Source organism: Caballeronia sp. (assembly GCF_049581465.1).
GTDB lineage: Bacteria > Pseudomonadota > Gammaproteobacteria > Burkholderiales > Burkholderiaceae > Caballeronia.
Window position 1 is genome coordinate 1 of the sequence record NZ_JBAUSA010000968.1, and the last position, 17,827, is coordinate 17,827.

Here is a 17,827-nt window from a genome sequence, read left to right on the forward strand (position 1 = left end):
GCCTATCACCTCTTCCGTGAGAGGGTGGGAGACGGAGATTCCAATCTCCAGTCTCGCAAGGCCAGGTGTCGCGCTCGTCGATCAATTGAAGTCCCTCTCCTTCAGGGCCAGGGAATTTAAATTCGAAGGCGAGCGAGCGACGGACGAAGAGATGGAGGCCGCCAGATACGCGGTCAAGATGTTCCTCGATCTATAAGAAAAAGGCGCCGGAGACGGCGCCTTTTTCGTCGCGAGCGCCCAACTCACCCCGTTCTATCAGCTACCTAAACAGGATGTCTGAAAGCGCCTTCGCGAATTTGAGGCAGCGGCTTACTCGCCTCGGAGAAAACATCCAGTGAATACGGGTTAACACCTAAAACGACAACAATGATTTGTGCGCATAGGGGTTAATCCTAAGCGTCTGCTTACTTATACTGAATTCACTGAAACGCAAACAGGGCTGTTTGCGAAAACAAGACGGAGGAAATCATCATGAAACTCGTTCAATCACTCGTCCTTGCAGCCGTTTTGGCTGTGCCTGCCGTGTCGTCGTTCGCTCAATCGAATCAACCTTTGACTCGCGCCGAAGTAAAAGCGCAACTGGTTCAGATCGAAAAGGCCGGCTACAACCCAGCGACAAGCGACAATGCGACGTATCCGGCAGGCATCCAGGCTGCCGAAGCAAAAGTAGCCGCTCAAGACGGCGCTGCCGCGACCAGCTACGGTGGTGTAGCCAATGCAGCGGCGACATCGGGTGCCACACGTCAAGTAGCGACTCCCGGTCTGAAGCCGGTCTACTTTGGCCAATAAGTTGGGCGAATAAATTCAGCCAATAAGCATCGGCGACGCTCTTGCGCCGCGCGGCAGAACGCAAAGCGGGTGGCTATCGTGACCGATAGCTATGCGCTTGCTTCCAGACTTTCAGAACCTCCTCCACCGGTGTTCATGCCGATGGATTGCCCAGCTCAGTCTGGGCTTTTTTACGTGCGGCGCATGTAACGCTGAACTGCCGGGCGGTAGTACAGCACAGCAGTTCCGAAAGAGGGGTTCAGGCGAGCGGCCCGGCCGCCTGTTCTGTCGTTGGTTTGGCGTTCAAAACCTCTGGCGCCTGTATGCCGGCCTTTGCGGCGTGCACTGCCCGTTCTCTCGCATGCTGCACCCGTACGCCTGCAGCGATCGAAAACGCGAATGTATTAATCCCGTTCTCGCTGCTTGCTGAAACGGTCCCGCGGTGCATATCAGCGACGGCCTTGACGATCGCCAGACCGAGTCCATGATTTTCGCGGCTATTGGTCCGCGACAATTCCACTCGATAGAAACGGTCGAACAAATGGCCCAGTAAGGCAGGCTGAATCGCGGCTCCTGGGTTCGATACCGCGACGCGGATCTGCTCGTCCTCACGCACGATCGAGACGGAAATAATAGTACCGCTCGTGGAGTGCTGGACCGCGTTCATCACCAGGTTCGTCAGCGCCCGTCCGAACAGCGACTTGTTCACGAGCGCGTTTGCGTCGCCGGTCAAGGTCGCGCGGACATGCGCCTCATCGAGTGGCAACTCCAGGAATTCCAGTGTGTGCGCTACCTCCGAAGCCAGCGATACTTCTACTAGCTGGGTCGCCAACTCGCCCTGGTCAGCACGCGCGAGGAACAGCATGTCGTTGATGATCTCCCGCATGCGCCCGAATTCCTCGAGATTCGACTGCAGGGTCTGTCGCAACTCGCTGACCGACCGGTTGCGGGTGAGCGCCACTTCCGTCTGGCCGATAAGAATCGTGACCGGCGTTCGCAACTCGTGCGCGACGTCCGCGTTGAACGACTCGAGCCGTCCGTATGCGACATCGAGGCGTTCTAGCGCGCCATTGAACGAGATCGCGAGGTCATTGAGTTCAAAGGGAAGGGCATGGGTGTTCAACCGCTGCGAACGGTTGTTCGGGCTGATCTCGGAGGCTTCCTTTGTCAGTCGCGTGAGCGGCGCGAGGCCGAATCGCGCGACGTAATAACCCAGCATCAACATGGCAAGGCTGCCGAGCGCGCTAAGGGACGCGAGTGCGAAGGCGAACGAGCGCATCGTGCGCACATTGGGGCCGTTGCTAAGCGCCACCTGCATCCGCACCGGTGGCCGGTTGCCGTATGCGGGAATGGTCAGGGTACGTGTGAGCATGTCGTTGGGGCATGCGGCCGGACGCGAGATGGTATAGCCGTCGGGCGAGGTGCTCGTGAGCGCTCCGGTGATCGGCGCACCATAGCTGAACGTTCCGTTGGGGGCCGTTACGTAGTACCGGGCGCTGCCGTCACGGGGTGTGATGTCGCTGAGCTTCTCCCGCGTCATCTTCCATTTTTCAGGCGTGCCCGCATGAAAGACGATGATTCGCGCGATCTCGGTACGATCGTCCAGCGACTCGCGCAGATGCCGGTCCAGTTGGACCCGCAACACGAGGAAGAGCGCCGTGCCGACAACGGTGAAGACCAGCAGCGCGACCAGCGCGAACATCAGCGCGAGCCGGCGGGCAATCGATTTAGGCATCATGATGAATTTGCCTCCTCGCGCACTTCCAGGACGTAGCCCATGCCGCGTACTGTGTGGAGCAACTTGGTCTGGAACGGTCCGTCAAGCTTCGCGCGCAAACGCTTGATGGCTGTCTCGACCACATTCGTGTGGCTTTCGAAGCTCACTTCCCAGACCAGTTCGGTGATGGCGATTTTCGACAGGATATCGCCGTGTCGCCGTGCAAGCACGCTTAGCAACTGGAATTCCTTGGCGGTAAGATCGAGGCGCATGCCGTCGCGCGTGGCACGGCGGCCAATCAGGTCGACATACAGATCGCCTACGAGGATCAGGGTCGATTCCTGCACCCGCGTGCGACGCGCAAGCGCATGGAGTCGCTCGACGAGTTCAAGGAATGAAAACGGCTTGGTGAGGTAGTCGTCGGCACCTTCACGCAAGCCGCGCACCCGGTCGTTCACATGATCGCGCGCGGTCAGCATGATCACTGGTGTCGACTTGTGGGCGCGCAGCGACTTGAGCACGCTGAAGCCGTCGCGCTTGGGCAGCATCACATCCAGGACGATGACGTCGTAGTCGAACTCGGTCGCGAGATGCGTGCCTTCCTCACCGTCAAGAGCAACATCCACGACCCAGCCCTGCTCGGTCAGCCCTGAACGGAGGTAGTCCACAACCTTGTGTTCGTCTTCAACTATGAGTACTTTCATCGGGCACCTGTCTCTCTGTCATGATTATAGTGAGCCTGCGGCCGCTCTCTTTTACCGTCTTCGTCGTCTCCGGTCATTCCGACTGCTTGGCGACCTCCTGCTTGCCGGCCGCCGGATTGCTGTTCTTCGCAGCACCCGCGAGCGCCTCGCCGGGACCGGGGGTACCATCCCAGCCGCCGCCCAACGCCTTTACCAGGGACACCTCCAACGTCAGTTGCTGGCCGTGAATCTGCACGTCCTGCCGCTGGCTCGTCAGAAGCGACTGCTGCGCAGTGATCACGTCGAGATAGGCGACGAGGCCGCCCGAGTATCGGTCATTAGCGAGCGACAGCAGTTTCTGGGCATCGTCGACAGCAGCGCGCGACTGCTTCGACGCCACATCGAGCACCGACAGCCCCGTGACCCCGTCCTGCACTTGCTGGAACGCATCGAGCACCGTTTGGCGATAGTTGGCTTCCGCAGCCTGATAGCCTTCGCTGGCGAAGTCGACGTTCGCTGAGCGCCGGCCGCCGTCGAATATGACTTGTCCGACCGTGGCTCCCAGCGTCCACAAGAGGCTTGGCGCGGTAAAGAGCGACGCCAGTTGCGTGGCCTCGAAACCGATACTCGGCATCAGCGTGAGGCTCGGGAAGAAGGCTGCCTTAGCCTCGCCGATTTTCGCATTGGCAGCAGCCATGGCGCGTTCGGCCGATGCAACGTCGGGCCGGCGCTGCATGAGGTCGCTGGGCAACCCCAGCGGGATTTCCGGCAGCGTGCCGGCGATCACCTTCGGCTCAATCGAGAACTGCGGCGCGGGCACGCCGACGAGCGCCGCGATCGCATGTTCAAACTGCGCGCGCGTGTTCTGCAGCAACTGCGCCTGCACGCGGGTCTGGTCGAGCAACGCTTGCTGCTGGAGCACGTCGAGACCGGACACCGAGCCCAGGTCGTGCTCGGTCGTCACGTAGTCGAGCGCCTTTTGCTGTAACGCGACCGAGCGCGTCAGCACATCGATCTCGGAGTCCAGCTCGCGCATCGAGAAGTAATCGGTCGCGAGATCGGTCGTCAGCACGAGTCTGGCGTTAGCCAGGTCGTCTCCGGATTGTTGCGCAGCGGCTGTATCGCTTTCTACCTCACGACGAATCCGGCCGAACAAGTCAGTGTCGTAATTGATCGATGGACCGATCTGAAAGTTGTTCTGTACGGTCGACTGATTCGGCACCGTGTAATTGGTGAGCGGCCGGTTCGCGGAGACGCGCAGACGCTGCGCCACGCCGGTGGCGTCGACCTCGGGCACCAGCTGCGCGCTCGTGTTGGCGAGGGTCGAGCGGGCCTGGGCGTAATGAGCGCTCGCCAACTGAAGCGTCTGGTTTTGCGCGAGCGCCTGCTGTTCGAGGCCGTCGAGAATGGGCTCGCCAAACGCCAGCCACCAGGTCGGCGTGAGCGGTGCATGCGAAGGCTGAGCGACGCGCCAGTACCCGTCGGTATGCCATGCCGGCGGCGCTTCGGCCACGGGCCGCTTGTAGTCGGGTCCCACCGTACACGCCGAGAGCAGTGCCGCGCTTCCAAGCAAAAGACCAAGCCGTCTCACGATGTGGCTCCCTGCTTGCCCGATGGCTTCGCTATCACCACGTGATCGCCGTCGGCTACCGAGTCGCTCGGGTTGATGATGACCTGGTCGGTCGGTTCGATGCCGCTCTCGATCTCGAGCGTCTGGCCGAGATCCTGCGCGATCAGGACCTTGTGCAGCTTCACGACGCCGTTGGCGTCGACGACAGCAAGCCGAGGCCCTTCTGCGCGAAACAACAGCGCATTGCCCGGGACCAGCAAGCGTGCATGCGCGACGGCCTGCAGGGCGACCTGGACATAGGCGCCGGGTCGCAGCTTGCCATCGGGATTGGGTAGCGTCACCTCGATCTGCAGCGAGCGCGTCGGGACGTCGATCGCGCCGGCAATGTGCGTGATCGAACCGTGGAATTGCTGCTCAGGCAACTCGGCCTGTGTGACGACTACCTGCTGGCCGTCGGCTATGCCTTGCGCATAAGCCTGCGGCAGTTGCACGTAGACACGCAGCGGGTCGGACTGCGCGAGCGCGAACAGTGCGCGGCTCGTGCCGCTGCCCGCGTCGATCAGGTCCCCGACATCCACGTTACGTTGCGTCACCACGCCCGCGAACGGCGCGAGGATGCGCTTGAACGATTCGAGTTGGCGAAGGCGCCGCACGTTGGCGTCGGCGGCGTCGAGGTTGGCCATGCCCTGGTTGTAGGTGCTCTGGCGCTCATCGAGTTCCTGCTGCGATACCGCGTCGCGTTGACGCAACTGCTGCCAGCGATCCAGGGAGGACTTCGCAAGCACGAGGCTCGAGGCGGTCTGCTCGCGCTGCGCGATGGCTTGGGCAAGCTCCTGGTCGATCTCCGGCGTATCGAGGTCGGCGAGCAATTGTCCCTGCTTCACATGTGCACCGATATCGACATACCAGTGCAGCAAATAGCCCGTCGAGCGCGCATAGATCGGCGACTCGACAAAGCCGCGCAAGGTGCCGGGCAGCAGCGTGTCGCCCGCACCATCCGCCTGCTTCGGCAATTCCACGTTCACGTATTGCTTGGCGTTTTGCGTGGTCGCAGCCTGGACCGCGTGGTCGTTCAGCATGCGCGCGACCACGGTGCGAATCGCGCCGATCAAGAGCAACACGAGCACGATGACGATCGCGATCTGCGCGCGTCGCCATTCGCGGTGGCGCGGCGGTAGTGCGTGCCCTTGGTCGGATTCCCGTGCTGGGATCGCGAGGGATGCGTGGGTTTTCTCGGTCATGTCGGTAAGCTTTTAGTTGATCGGGGCGTCAGGCGGGCTTGCCGTGGTCGGGATGCGGGCCGCTGCCTTCTTCGTCATCCTCTTGATCGTCGCCGCGTTCCGCTTTGCGGCGTTCGAGACGGCTATGGATGCTGGCGAAAATGACGGGCACAAAAAACAGCGTGGAAATGGTGGCAAACAGCAGTCCGCCGATGACCGCGCGACCCAGCGGCGCGTTCTGCTCCGAGCCTTCGCCCAGTCCCAGCGCCATCGGAATCATGCCGATGATCATGGCGAACGCTGTCATCAGCACCGGACGGATCCGGCTCGCGCCCGCTTCGAGTGCGGCAGTCAGGGGCGGCGCGCCTGCCTGCAGGCGCTGACGGGCGAAGGCGACCATCAGGATACTGTTGGCGGTGGCCACCCCCATTGTCATGATGGCCCCGGTCAGCGCCGGTACGCTCAGGTGGGTGCCCGTCAGGAACAGCATCCACATGATGCCTGCGAGCGCCGCCGGCAACGCACTGACGATGATTAGCGGATCCACCCACGACTGGAAGTTCACCACGATCAGCAAGTACACCAGGACGATGGCCATGGCCACGCCGACGCCGAGACCGAAGAACGAGGAGCGCATGGTCTGGACCTGCCCGCGCACCGTGATCACGCTGCCCTTGGGCAGTGCCTGGCGGGCTTGATCGACCAGTTTGTCGACCTGCGCCGCGATACTGCCCAGGTCACGTCCTTCAGCGCTCACATACAGGTCGATCACCGGCCTGATGTTGTAGTGCGTGACTTGAGCAAACTCGTTTTTCGGCGAGACCCGCACCAGGTTGCCCAGCAACTGCGTCGGGCCGTTCGCGCTACCCGAGACTGGCGTGCGGAGCAGTTCGTCGATGGACGAGATTTGATATTGCGGCGTCTGGATCGCGAGGTTGTACTCCACGCCGTTCTTCTCGTTGAACCAGAAAGCGGGCGCGGTCTGCGTACTGCCCGACAGGGAAATGAGCACGTTCTGCGCCACATTGTTTGCGCTCAGGTTCAACTGCTGCAGGCGCGTGCGGTCCATCTGCAGGTTGATCGTCGGCTCATCGAGCTTCTGCTGGATATGCGTGTCGACCGTACCCGGAATCAAGCGGACCTGTTTCAACAGCTTGGCGGCGACCTGGAAATTGGCGCGCTGGTCGGCGCCGGCAATTTGCACGTCGATAGCCGCCGGCAAGCCGAAGTTCAGGATCTGCGTGACGATATCGGCGGGCTGGAAAAAGAATTCCACGCCCGGAAAACGCTGCGGCAGGATCGCGCGCAAACGGTCGATGTAACCCTGCGTCGGCTTGTGGTCTTCCTTGAGCGCGATCTGGATTTCGCCGTCCAGCGTGCCAATGGTGCCTGCGTTGCTATAGGACAGGTTGATACCGCTATAGGGCAGCCCGAGGTTGTCGAGGATCGTCTCCAGTTCCGACGCGGGAACGACTTGCCGGATCACCTTCTCGACGTCGTCGGCCAGTCGCGCGGTTTCCTCGATGCGCGTGCCGGTCGGCGCGCGCATATGCAGGCGTATGTCGCCCGCGTCGACGGTCGGAAAGAAGTCCTCGCCGAGCACGAATACGAGGCCAACCGAGAGCACGCAAAAGGCGAGAAATCCCGCCCCGAACACGCGGCGGCGCACGAGCAGGGTGCTCAGGATCACGATGTAGGCGGCGCGCATGCGCTCGAAGCCGGCATCGAAGCGATGGTAGAGCTGCATGAACACGTTAGGCTTCACGCCCTTCTTGGGCTTGTGCGCGTGTCCCATCAGCAGCATCGCCATGGTCGGCACGAGCGTACGCGAAAGGATGTAGGAGGCGAGCATGGCGAACACGACGGCTTCCGCGAGTGGCACGAACAGATAGCGCGCCACGCCGGTCAGGAAGAACATCGGCACGAACACAATACAGATGCACAACGTCGAGACAAGAGCAGGGATTGCAATTTCGCCCGCCCCTTCCAGGATCGCGTCGTGTAGTTTCGTGCCCATGTGCAAGTGCCGCTCGATGTTCTCGATCGTCACCGTCGCATCGTCAACGAGAATACCGACCGCGAGCGCGAGCCCGCCGAGCGTCATGATGTTGATGGTCTGGCCGAGCGCATGCAGCGCGATCAGCGACGAAAGAATGGACAGCGGAATCGAGATCGCGATGATGCAAGTGCTGCGCCAGTTGCCGAGGAACAGCAGGATCATCGCGGCGGTCAGTGCGGCGGCGATTGCGGCCTCGCGAATCACGCCCTGCACGGCCGCCGTGACGAACACGGATTGGTCGAAGAGCGCCGTGATCTTCAGTTCGGGGGGTAGTGCCGCGCGCGCGGCTGGTAGCAGGTCACGAAGCGTATGGACAATGGAAAGGGTCGATGCCGAGCCGTTCTTAAGCACCGAAATCAGCACGCCGCGCTGGCCGTTCTGGCGCACGACGTTGGTCTGGGGCGAGAAGCCGTCGCGTACATGAGCGACCTCGCGCAGGTAGGTGGTCGCGCCGTTGAGCGTGCGCACGGGAATGTCGTTGAGCCCCGCGATGGTCGCGGGCGACCCGTTCATGTCGACCGTATATTCCTTCGCGCCGATCTTGGCCGTGCCGGTCGGAAGGATCAGGTTCTGCGCGTTCACCGCACTCACGACGTCGCTTGGCGTGAGGCCCTTCGCAAGCAGCGCGCGTGTGTCGAGGTCAACCGAGATCACTCGCGACTTGCCGCCGTAAGGGTAGGGCACGGCGGCGCCGGGAATCGTCACGAGCTGGGGGCGCAGGAAGTTGAGCGCTGTGTCGTTGAGGCTTTGCTCGGACATGACCGGGCTCGACAGACCCAACTGGATCACCGGGATACTCGACGCCGAGTAGCTGATCACAAGCGGTGGCGTGGCGCCCGGCGGCATTTGCTTCAACTGCGCTTGCTCGACCGCGACAGTCTGGGCGATGGCCGTCTGAATGCTTGCGGTCGGCTGAAGGAACAGCTTGATGACCGCGATGCCCGGCAGCGACTGCGACTCGATATGCTCGATGTCGTTGACCGTGGTCGTCAGGCTGCGTTCATTGACGGACGTAATGCGGTTTGCTACGTCCTGCGCTGACAGGCCGGTGTAATTCCAGATAATGCTGACCACAGGGATGTTGATGTCAGGAAGGACATCGACAGGCATTGTTAGAATAACGAAAGGCGTTGCCAGCAGGATCATGAGGGCCATCACGATAAACGTATATGGCCGCTTTAGCGCAACGTTGACTATCCACATTGAGGTGCGCTCGGAAAGGACTGGAAGGAAAGATGAGTTCGGCAGGCCGCTAACGTCAAGTGTAAAACGTACAGCGACGCCGGACCGAAATCGGTGACAAGCGACATGGTAGAGCGTAGGCACCAACGTCAACGTGGCACGAAACTGGCAGAAAAGTCAGGGAACGCACGGTTTGGGCGCGCTGGGGGATTTGGGGTGCTGCTGGCGGCGAGTGTGGGGCTAGGGTGGAGTCCTTCTGCTAGCGTGGTCGTTCTGCATAGGTAGTATTTTCTTGCTTATTTCTGTTAGCCCCTATCCGGGGCGGGACTTCATTTCTTTGCAAACGCGCAAAGAAACGAAGCAAAGAAACGCGTTTTAAACCGCCAATTTTTAAGTGTCGTCGTCAGTCATTTCAGGTTTTTGGCACGAACGTAGCGCGGCTCCCACCCATCAACGCGCAATCGAACACCCTCCGCTCACGCAAACGGCGCGCACTCGCTTCGCCTCGAAAGCCCCAATCCCATTGCCGCGAACGGCAATCGCCGCTGTTCGCGTTGTTCGGCCGGAGGTTGCACCGACCTCCACGCCGCCGCCCCCCGTATCGCCCTAAGCTCGGCCCTCCCCGATTCGTACATCGGCCTCCGGCCCACTCACCCGCACCGGCGGCACGAACCACGCAAGACACAACCCGACAAGGGCCGCCAAGGTCGCCACGGCAAGGCCCACATGGATCGACTCCACCAGTGCGCCGCGCGCCGCGCTCATCATTGCATCGCCAGCATGACCGGCATTGACCAGACGATTGATCAATGCAGCCTGCTCCGCACGGTCAACCAGCAACTCAGGACTCGCGAACGACTTGAACCACTCCGTCGCCTGGTAGGAATCCAGCGATCGATGCACACCTCGCGCGTACAGATGACCCAGCAACGCACCAGTCATCACGGTGCCAAGCATCCCGCCGAACGTTCTAAGCGATTGCAACAACGCAGTGGCAGCGCCAAGATGGTCGCGCGCAACAATCTGCTGCGAACAAATCGTAAGGCTCGTTCCCACCAAACCCAAGCCGAGCCCGCTGACGCCCATGCACGCCATCCAGACAATATGAGGTTCGGTGCCCTTCAACGCGACCACGCTGAGACACGCGATTGCCGACAGCGCGAAGCCGATGTACATGATCGCGTTTGCTCGCCGCAGCCGCGTGACTATACGATTGTTGAGGACACTGCCAACAGTCGTGCCCAGCAGGAGCGGGGTGATCAGCATGCCCGAGGCGTGCGGAGACATCGCATAGCCGCCCTGGAACAGGAGCGGCACGTAGAAGACCAGCGAAAACAACGCGAAGCCGCCTAGCACCGACATCGCGAAGAGCGCGGCCAACTTGCGATCCAACAGCATGTCGACCGGTACGATCGGGTAGCCCATCCGCTTTTCCCAGAACCACAACGTCAGTGCGCACACGGCCGTGATGGAACCGAGCGTGATGGTCATCGTGCTCATGCCCTCCTTAGGCAACAACTCGATCATCAACTGCAGCGCCCCGAAGGTCACCGCGACTACGAACGCGCCGAGCCAGTCAAGGCGTAACGGGCCGGCCAGCCGCAAGTGACGCAGGTGCGGCAGGAAGCGGTGGACAAACAGCAGCGAGACGAGGCCGATCGGAACGTTGACGAAGAAAACAAGCCGCCATCCGCCGTACTGGGTCAGCGCACCGCCGAGCGTCGGTCCAACAATGTTGGCAAGGCCGAACGCCGAAGTGACGAACACCAGCCAGCGCAAACGCAGCTTTGGGTCGGGGAACAGGTCGGCCACAGTCGCGAACACCGTACCGATCAAAATGCCTCCGCCAATGCCCTGCAGGCCGCGCGCAATCACGAGGAACAGCATGTTGGTGGCCATGCCGCACAACACTGAGGCTACGGTGAAGACGACGATTGCCGCGAGAAGGAAAGGCTTGCGCCCGAAGAGGTCGCCAAGACGGCCGAAGATGGGGATCGTGATCACGGACATCAGCATGTACGACGTGGCGACCCACGCGTATAAATCGAAGCCCTTGAGATCGGCCACGATCCGCGGCAGCGCGGTACTGACGATGGTCTGGTCGAGGGCGACCAGCATTGCGACGAATGCCACGCCTAGCATGGCCATCAGCGATCCGCGAAACGGCAGCAATTGCCTGCTTTGGTCATACGCAGCGATGCCGGGAGTCATGGCGTGCCCCGCAAGTGTCGGCGGCACGCCGATCGGTATCGACCGACGTGTCCACGTGCGACGTGCCGCAGGAACTGTTGGCCGCATGTGAGCATGCGAGCCGCCAGCACGGCGCTATCGGACGCTACGACTGTTGCACTCCCCGTCCAAAGTGGCAAGCCAATTTAGCGCAAATGGCTGACCGTCGAGGCTTCGATGGGTGAATCACCGGTGCGCGGAAGGTTCTGCTAGCGGTGCCCTCCCATGCTGCCGCCTCCGTGCATGCCTCCCGTCACGAATGGTCCATTGTGCATGCCTCCATTGTGCATGCCTCCATGGGGAAATTGTCCGCCGTGAAAGGCCGCGCCCATGGGTCTCCCGAAGTGGTTGTGATCCATCTGATGGAAATGGTCAAAGTGATGGAAGTGGTGAAAGCGATCGACAAAGAAGAAGCCTGCACCCACGCCGATAAAAAGCGGTGGTCCCCAATACCAGGGGTCGGCATACGGGTAGGCCGCGACCGGGTACCACAGCACGTTACCGTCGGGGCCTTGCACGATCTGCCAGGTCCCGTCCGGTTGCAGGCACGCGCGTCCGACGATCTGCTGCATCGTGCCGTCGATTTCCGCCTGCCCGGCGACCGCGCGGCAATTGCCGCTGTCGTCCGGCGGGGATAGATCGTCATAGGTTTGTGCGAGTGCGGGTGCGCAAAGGCCGAGACAGACGAGCAAGGTCCCGTAGCGAAGTAGTTTGTCCATGATGGGGTCCTGCATGAATCCCCGACGTTTCGACGCGCGGTCTTGACCGCGCTCATCCAGCACATCGGTTTGCTTGACGCAAGTTCACGCCGCGGTGGTAACGGCTTGCCGGTAGGGACGTGCTTGCCTCATGAGTAAACGATAGAACATGCGGGCTTATTCCGCGGCTGTGTTCGATTCAAGTTGATGTGCGTTGCAGCGTTTATATACTCTAAGTATCAATGCTTCGGCGGGGCCGTTATGAAACTCAGCCACTGGAACCACTGGAAAGAGTACGCCGATCCGGAGCGACGCACGCGAGTATGGAGTGATCTGCGAGTGGTGATTGCGACGATTGGGACCCTGGCGGCCGTACTCGGTATAGGTGTCTGTGTCGACGGGCTGGTCGAATTCAATACTAGGAAGGTCCTGGCCGGTGCTTGTGTCATCGTGGTTTCTACGATCACTTATATTGTGATATTGGCGGCGCCGGCGTAGGGGGTCGGGCGGTTCTGGCGGCGGCGAGTGTGGGGCTAGGGTGGAGTCCTTCTTCTCGCGTGGTCGTTCTGCATAAGTCGTATTTTCTTGCTTATTTCTGTTAGCCCCTATCCGGGGCGGGACTTCATTTCTTGGCAAACGCGCAAAGAAACGAAGCAAAGAAACGCGTTCAAACCGCCAATACCTAAGTGTCATCGTTGCGCATTCCAGGCTTTTGGCACGAACGTAGTACGGCCTCCACCCATCAACGCGCACTCGAAAACCCTCCCCAACCCCGAACGGCGCGCACACGCTGCGCCTCGAAAGCCCAATCCGTGGCCGCAAGCGGCAGCGCATGCTAGTGGGTCGGCAGTTAAAATCTCCGTCTCACTCGCCACTCCGCTCCCAAACCCCTGACGAATGGCCCCCCGAGGGGCCACAAGATCCTGCAGTCTATACAGGATCGAAACCGGGATGGGGTATCAATCAAAGGGCCGCACCAACCGAAACAAAGATTTTTCGATACCACTTGTATATACCGATTTTGTTCCATTAAACTGGCGACGACATCTTGTATAGACAAGTTTAAGGACGACACCATGCTCAAACTGACCCCCGGCGGTCTGACCCTGCCGCAACTCCGTCACATCGCGCGTGACGCCAATGTACAGATCGCCCTCGATCCGGCCAGTTTCGCCGCTATCGACGCCTGCGCTCAAGCGGTCGAGGACATCGCGGCCAAGGGCGAGCCCGCCTACGGCATCAATACCGGTTTCGGACGGCTCGCAAGCACGCACATTCCGCACGCGCAACTCGAACTCCTGCAACGAAACCTCGTCTTGTCACACGCCGTCGGTGTCGGTGAGCCAATGTCCGCGCCCGTCGTGCGCCTCCTGATCGCGCTGAAGCTCTCAAGCCTCGGCCGCGGTCATTCGGGCATCCGTCGCCGCGTGATGGAAGCGCTCGTCACGTTGTTCAACGCCAATATTCTCCCCGTGATTCCGGTAAAGGGATCGGTCGGCGCGTCCGGCGATCTGGCCCCGCTCGCGCACATGTCGGCAATGTTGCTGGGTATCGGCGACGTGTTCATTCGCGGTGAACGCGCGCCAGCGCTAGACGGCCTGCGCGTGGCCGGCCTGGAACCTCTCACGCTGCAAGCCAAGGAAGGTCTCGCGCTGCTCAACGGCACGCAAGCGTCCACGGCGCTCGCGCTATACAACATGTTCGCGATCGAAGACCTGTTCCGCACGGGACTCGTGTCCGGCGCGCTTTCGGTCGATGCCGCCGAAGGCTCCATCAAGCCATTCGATGCCCGCATTCACGCATTGCGCGGACATCGTGGACAAATGGAAGCGGCCGCCGCGTACCGCACGTTGCTCGAAGGCTCGGGCATCAACATTTCGCACGCCGGTTGCGACAAAGTGCAGGATCCCTACAGCCTGCGATGCCAGCCGCAAGTCATGGGCGCGTGCCTCGACCAGATGCGCCACGCCGCCGACGTGCTGCTGATCGAAGCGAACGCCGTCTCGGACAATCCGCTGATTTTCCCGGACACCGGCGAAGTATTGTCGGGCGGTAATTTTCATGCGGAACCCGTCGCTTTCGCCGCCGATAACCTCGCGCTCGCCGCCGCCGAAATCGGTGCGCTGGCGGAGCGCCGGATCGCATTGCTGATCGACGCTACCTTGTCAGGACTGCCACCGTTCCTGGTTCGCGATGGCGGCGTGAACTCGGGTTTCATGATCGCGCACGTGACGGCTGCGTCGCTCGCCTCCGAGAACAAAACGCTGGCGCATCCCGCTTCCGTCGATTCGCTGCCGACCTCGGCGAACCAGGAAGACCACGTATCGATGGCGACATTCGCCGCCCGCAAGCTGGGCGATATCGCCGAAAACACCGCCTATATTCTCGCGATCGAATTGCTGGCCGCAGCGCAAGGCGTCGATTTGCGGGCGCCGAATAAGACGAGCGCGCGCCTTGAACCGGTGATGAAATCCATCCGTAGCGAAGTTGAGCACTACGAACTCGATCATTACTTCGCGCCGGATATTGTCGCGGTCCACAAGCAGGTGACGGGTGGCAAGATCGCGGCGCTCTGTCCGTTCAAGTTCGCTTCGGAAGAAGCGCTGTAAAAGCAGATGTCAAAGTGAAAAACGGGCCGTGCTGTCGCGCAGGGCAACAACGCAGCACGGCCCGTTTTAGCTTTGTCGCTGCATGCTGTCGCCGCTAAACCGGCAGCCCAGCCGATACCGCGTGCCCGGATGCACGAAGCGCGCGAACGTGACCGCGGCACCGTGTGACCAGGTCCTTCGCACGAGCGTGAGACACGGTTGATCGAGGCCGATTTGCAGCAGCTTTGCGTCGACGCGAGTGGGCAGGTTTGCATCGACCACATGCTCGACTTCGTGTGCCGGCACCGTATTGAACAGGTACTCCGAGGGCCGCACCGCCGCGAAATCCTGTTCGAGAAAGTGCGGCGCCGCTTCCGGATTCACATAGCGATCTTCCAGTTGCACGGGCACGCCATTCTCGCGATGCACGCAAATCACATGAAAGACGGATGCGCCGGGCGCGAGCCCCAATGCCGCCGATACGTCGCTTGCCGCCGCCTCGCGCGCGCTGAGTTCTATCGAATAGCGGTACTCATGGCCGCGCGCACGGATTTCATCGCCGATATGCGCGATCATCAGCAAGGTTGATTGCGGCTTTTCTTTCGCGATAAACGTCCCGACCCCCGCGAAGCGCGCCAACACACCTTGCTCGGTCAACTCGCGCAACGCGCGGTTGATCGTCATTCGCGATACCCCCAATTCGCCGACCAGCGTCATCTCCGACGGAATGCGGTCCCCCGGCCGCCATTCGCCCGACACGATACGCGTGCGAATATGCTCTTTCACGCGCTCGTAGCGCGCGAGCGGCGCTACGTCGGGGGCGGGGGCTGCGGTTTCGTTGAAGTGGCTATGTGTGCTCATGTTTATTTTCCTGCTGATGGCTAAGGGCATGAACGCGTTCAAAGGGAGCAGGCTTTCGGCTCCTCGCGACGCGTCCGGAACGCATTCCGGTCGAGGTAGATCTGCAGGAACTGGCGAGAGACGCGGCTGCGCGGTATCGTCGAAAACCTGCTCAGGCGTGCCACGTGCGGCAATCTTGCCGTGATCGATGAAAAACACTGTATCGACAACCTGTGCTGCAAAACCCATTTCGTGCGGCACAACGACCACCGGCCATCGTCATGCCGTCGTCGACGAGGTTCTTCATGACTGTATATACAGTGTAATTGCGTTGCCAGGCGTGTCAAAACTGCGGCTTACCTTAGCTCTGACGGGCGCTTTGCCATGTCACGAGCACCGCTCGCTTGCGAAGCGCCATTTGGCGGTATATACAGAGCTCGCCGGCCGCTAAGCTTTGGCATCAGCGGGTAGGTTCAGAGGGTTGTTATTCGATCGCGACCTTCTACGATCCCACCTAGGGCGCGAATGTCGATCCGCGGGATCTCGGCCTTGGCGGCGTAGAGCCGCTTTACCAACCCGTCGCGGCTGGCGCCACCATGCTTGGGTGGATCAACGACTCAATGGGTTATCGGAAGAAACACGCGCAAGCGTGAGCTTGGTCTTAAGCTTGCGTTTGCGCGTAACAGGAACATTGATGAAACCAATCGTACAGGCACTTGTTGATGCGCTCGGCACCGGCTCGGTGAAAACGGGAGACGCGATCGAAGCGCGTTATCTAGGGGACTGGAGTGGCAAGGCGACGAGCAATCCGCTTGCCGTGGCGTTGCCACGTTCGACCGCTGAAGTCGCGACTGTCTTGCGTCTTTGCAACGAGGCGCGTCAGGGCGTCGTACCACAGGGCGGCTTGACTGGACTCGCGGGGGGCGCTATCCCTTCATCCGGCGATATCTGTCTTTCGCTGGAACGCATGGTGGGGATCGAGGAAATCGATCCTGCGTCCGCGACCATGACCGTGCTCGCAGGGACCACGTTACAGACGGTGCAGGAAGCCGCGCTTGCTGCGGGTTTTGAATTTGCGCTTGATCTCGGCGCGCGTGGTTCGTGCCAGATTGGCGGCAACCTCGCGACCAATGCCGGCGGTGTTCGCGTGGTCCAGTCGGGAACCGCGCGCGATCAGGTCCTCGGGCTGGAAGTTGTCACGGCTGATGGCAGCGTGCTTAGTTCGATGAGCAAGATGGTGAAGAACAACACGGGCTACGATTTGCGGCACTTGTTTATTGGTTCGGAGGGGACGCTCGGGATCATTACGCGCGCAGTGTTGCGACTCAAGCCGTGCCGTGCTGCTCGCAGTACAGCTCTTTGTGCCGTTAAGGATTACGACAGCGCGGTTGGTTTGCTGCGTGCGTTGCAGGCGCATTTCGGCGATGAGGTTGGCGCATTCGAAATCATGTGGCCGGACTTCTTCGACTTTGGCGTATCGTTTTCGCGCACGAAGCAATCGCCGTTCGGCGCGGCCTATCCGCTCTACGCGCTGATCGAGCAAGCAGGTTTCTCCGATGATGGCGGCGAGCGCTTTGCCGCTGCGCTCAACACGCAGCTTGAGGCGGGCGTACTGCTGGATGCGGTCGTCGCGCAGTCGCAAGCGGAGACGCAGGCATTGTGGGCGATCCGTGAAGCGACTGCGGAATTGCCGGTCAAGCTCGATCCGATCAACTTCGACGTGAGCTTGCCGATTGGCGAGATCGGTCGTTTCGTGGATGCATGCCGGGAGGTTTTTGCGCGCCGGTGGCCCGGGCATTACGCGGTGTATTTCGGTCATATCGGCGATTCAAACCTGCATGTCACCGTCGACGGCCGGTCGATCCCGGGGGTGTCGGCGGAAGAGGTGGATCACGTGCTGTACAGCCTTGTGCGCAACTATCGCGGGTCGATATCGGCGGAGCATGGAATCGGCGTGTTGAAGCGTCCGTTCCTTGGCTATTCGCGTAGTCCGAGCGAGCTTGCCGTCATGCGTGCGATCAAGGATGCACTTGATCCGCGGCATATTCTGAATCCCGGTAAGGTGCTGCCGCCGGTTTGATGTTGGGGTGTGCTCCACGGGCGAAGCGACCAGTGTTGCTGATAGCGGCACGGTGAGTGGGGCCATGGAGGCGAAGCGTGTGCGTGCCGTATGAGTTAGGGATGGGTGTTCAACTGAGGGTTGATGGGTGGGGGCGGTGCTACGTTCGGGCCAACAGCCTGAAATGCGCAACGACGACACTTAAAAATTGGCG

General features: G+C 61.0%; 11 protein-coding genes and 2 pseudogenes. 5 read left to right on the top strand and 8 right to left on the bottom strand.

All coding sequences use genetic code 11. The annotated features are described in order from the left end of the window. A pseudogene (locus tag WCA53_RS23730) lies at positions 1 to 196 on the top strand (type II toxin-antitoxin system PemK/MazF family toxin); the annotation flags it as partial. A gap of 275 nt (positions 197 to 471) precedes the next feature. Beyond that, positions 472 to 789, top strand: coding sequence for a DUF4148 domain-containing protein (locus WCA53_RS23735; RefSeq protein ID WP_423916222.1), 318 nt, complete (start codon positions 472 to 474; stop codon positions 787 to 789). Between the two features lie 238 nt (positions 790 to 1,027). On the opposite strand, the gene WCA53_RS23740 is transcribed toward WCA53_RS23735, so the two are convergent. The 7 genes from WCA53_RS23740 to WCA53_RS23770 form a co-directional block, all read right to left on the bottom strand. Next, positions 1,028 to 2,503 (bottom strand): heavy metal sensor histidine kinase, encoded by a 1,476-nt coding sequence (locus WCA53_RS23740; RefSeq protein WP_423916244.1) that lies wholly within the window; start codon positions 2,501 to 2,503, stop codon positions 1,028 to 1,030. Continuing rightward, positions 2,503 to 3,189, bottom strand: a complete 687-nt coding sequence (locus WCA53_RS23745) for a heavy metal response regulator transcription factor (RefSeq protein WP_423916225.1) — start codon at positions 3,187 to 3,189, stop codon at positions 2,503 to 2,505. Before WCA53_RS23745 ends, WCA53_RS23740 begins: the two co-directional genes overlap by 1 nt. Before the next feature lie 73 nt (positions 3,190 to 3,262). Further along, positions 3,263 to 4,759, bottom strand: coding sequence for an efflux transporter outer membrane subunit (locus WCA53_RS23750; protein ID WP_423916227.1), 1,497 nt, complete (start codon positions 4,757 to 4,759; stop codon positions 3,263 to 3,265). Further along, complete coding sequence (locus WCA53_RS23755; RefSeq protein WP_423916229.1) at positions 4,756 to 5,979, bottom strand: efflux RND transporter periplasmic adaptor subunit; 1,224 nt, start codon at positions 5,977 to 5,979, stop codon at positions 4,756 to 4,758. Before WCA53_RS23755 ends, WCA53_RS23750 begins: the two co-directional genes overlap by 4 nt. 28 nt (positions 5,980 to 6,007) lie before the next feature. Beyond that, positions 6,008 to 9,220 (bottom strand): efflux RND transporter permease subunit, encoded by a 3,213-nt coding sequence (locus WCA53_RS23760; RefSeq protein WP_423916231.1) that lies wholly within the window; start codon positions 9,218 to 9,220, stop codon positions 6,008 to 6,010. Positions 9,221 to 9,805: 585 nt separating this feature from the next. Then, on the bottom strand, positions 9,806 to 11,410 hold the full coding sequence (locus tag WCA53_RS23765) for an MFS transporter (protein ID WP_423916233.1): 1,605 nt from the start codon (positions 11,408 to 11,410) through the stop codon (positions 9,806 to 9,808). Positions 11,411 to 11,637: 227 nt separating this feature from the next. Continuing rightward, a complete protein-coding gene (locus tag WCA53_RS23770; RefSeq protein ID WP_423916236.1) occupies positions 11,638 to 12,147 on the bottom strand; it encodes a hypothetical protein in 510 nt (169 codons plus the stop codon). Between the two features lie 1,055 nt (positions 12,148 to 13,202). Between WCA53_RS23770 and hutH the strand changes: the two genes are divergently transcribed. Continuing rightward, complete coding sequence (gene hutH, locus WCA53_RS23775; RefSeq protein WP_423916238.1) at positions 13,203 to 14,735, top strand: histidine ammonia-lyase; 1,533 nt, start codon at positions 13,203 to 13,205, stop codon at positions 14,733 to 14,735. A 66-nt stretch (positions 14,736 to 14,801) separates the two neighbouring features. On the opposite strand, the gene hutC is transcribed toward hutH, so the two are convergent. Further along, a complete protein-coding gene (gene hutC / locus WCA53_RS23780) occupies positions 14,802 to 15,575 on the bottom strand; it encodes a histidine utilization repressor (protein ID WP_423916240.1) in 774 nt (257 codons plus the stop codon). 380 nt (positions 15,576 to 15,955) lie between these two features. Here hutC and WCA53_RS23785 point away from each other — a divergent pair. Beyond that, positions 15,956 to 16,207, top strand: a pseudogene (locus WCA53_RS23785) (hypothetical protein); the annotation flags it as partial. Between the two features lie 41 nt (positions 16,208 to 16,248). After that, complete coding sequence (locus WCA53_RS23790) at positions 16,249 to 17,634, top strand: FAD-binding oxidoreductase (RefSeq protein ID WP_423916242.1); 1,386 nt, start codon at positions 16,249 to 16,251, stop codon at positions 17,632 to 17,634. The last annotated feature ends 193 nt before the right edge of the window (positions 17,635 to 17,827 follow it).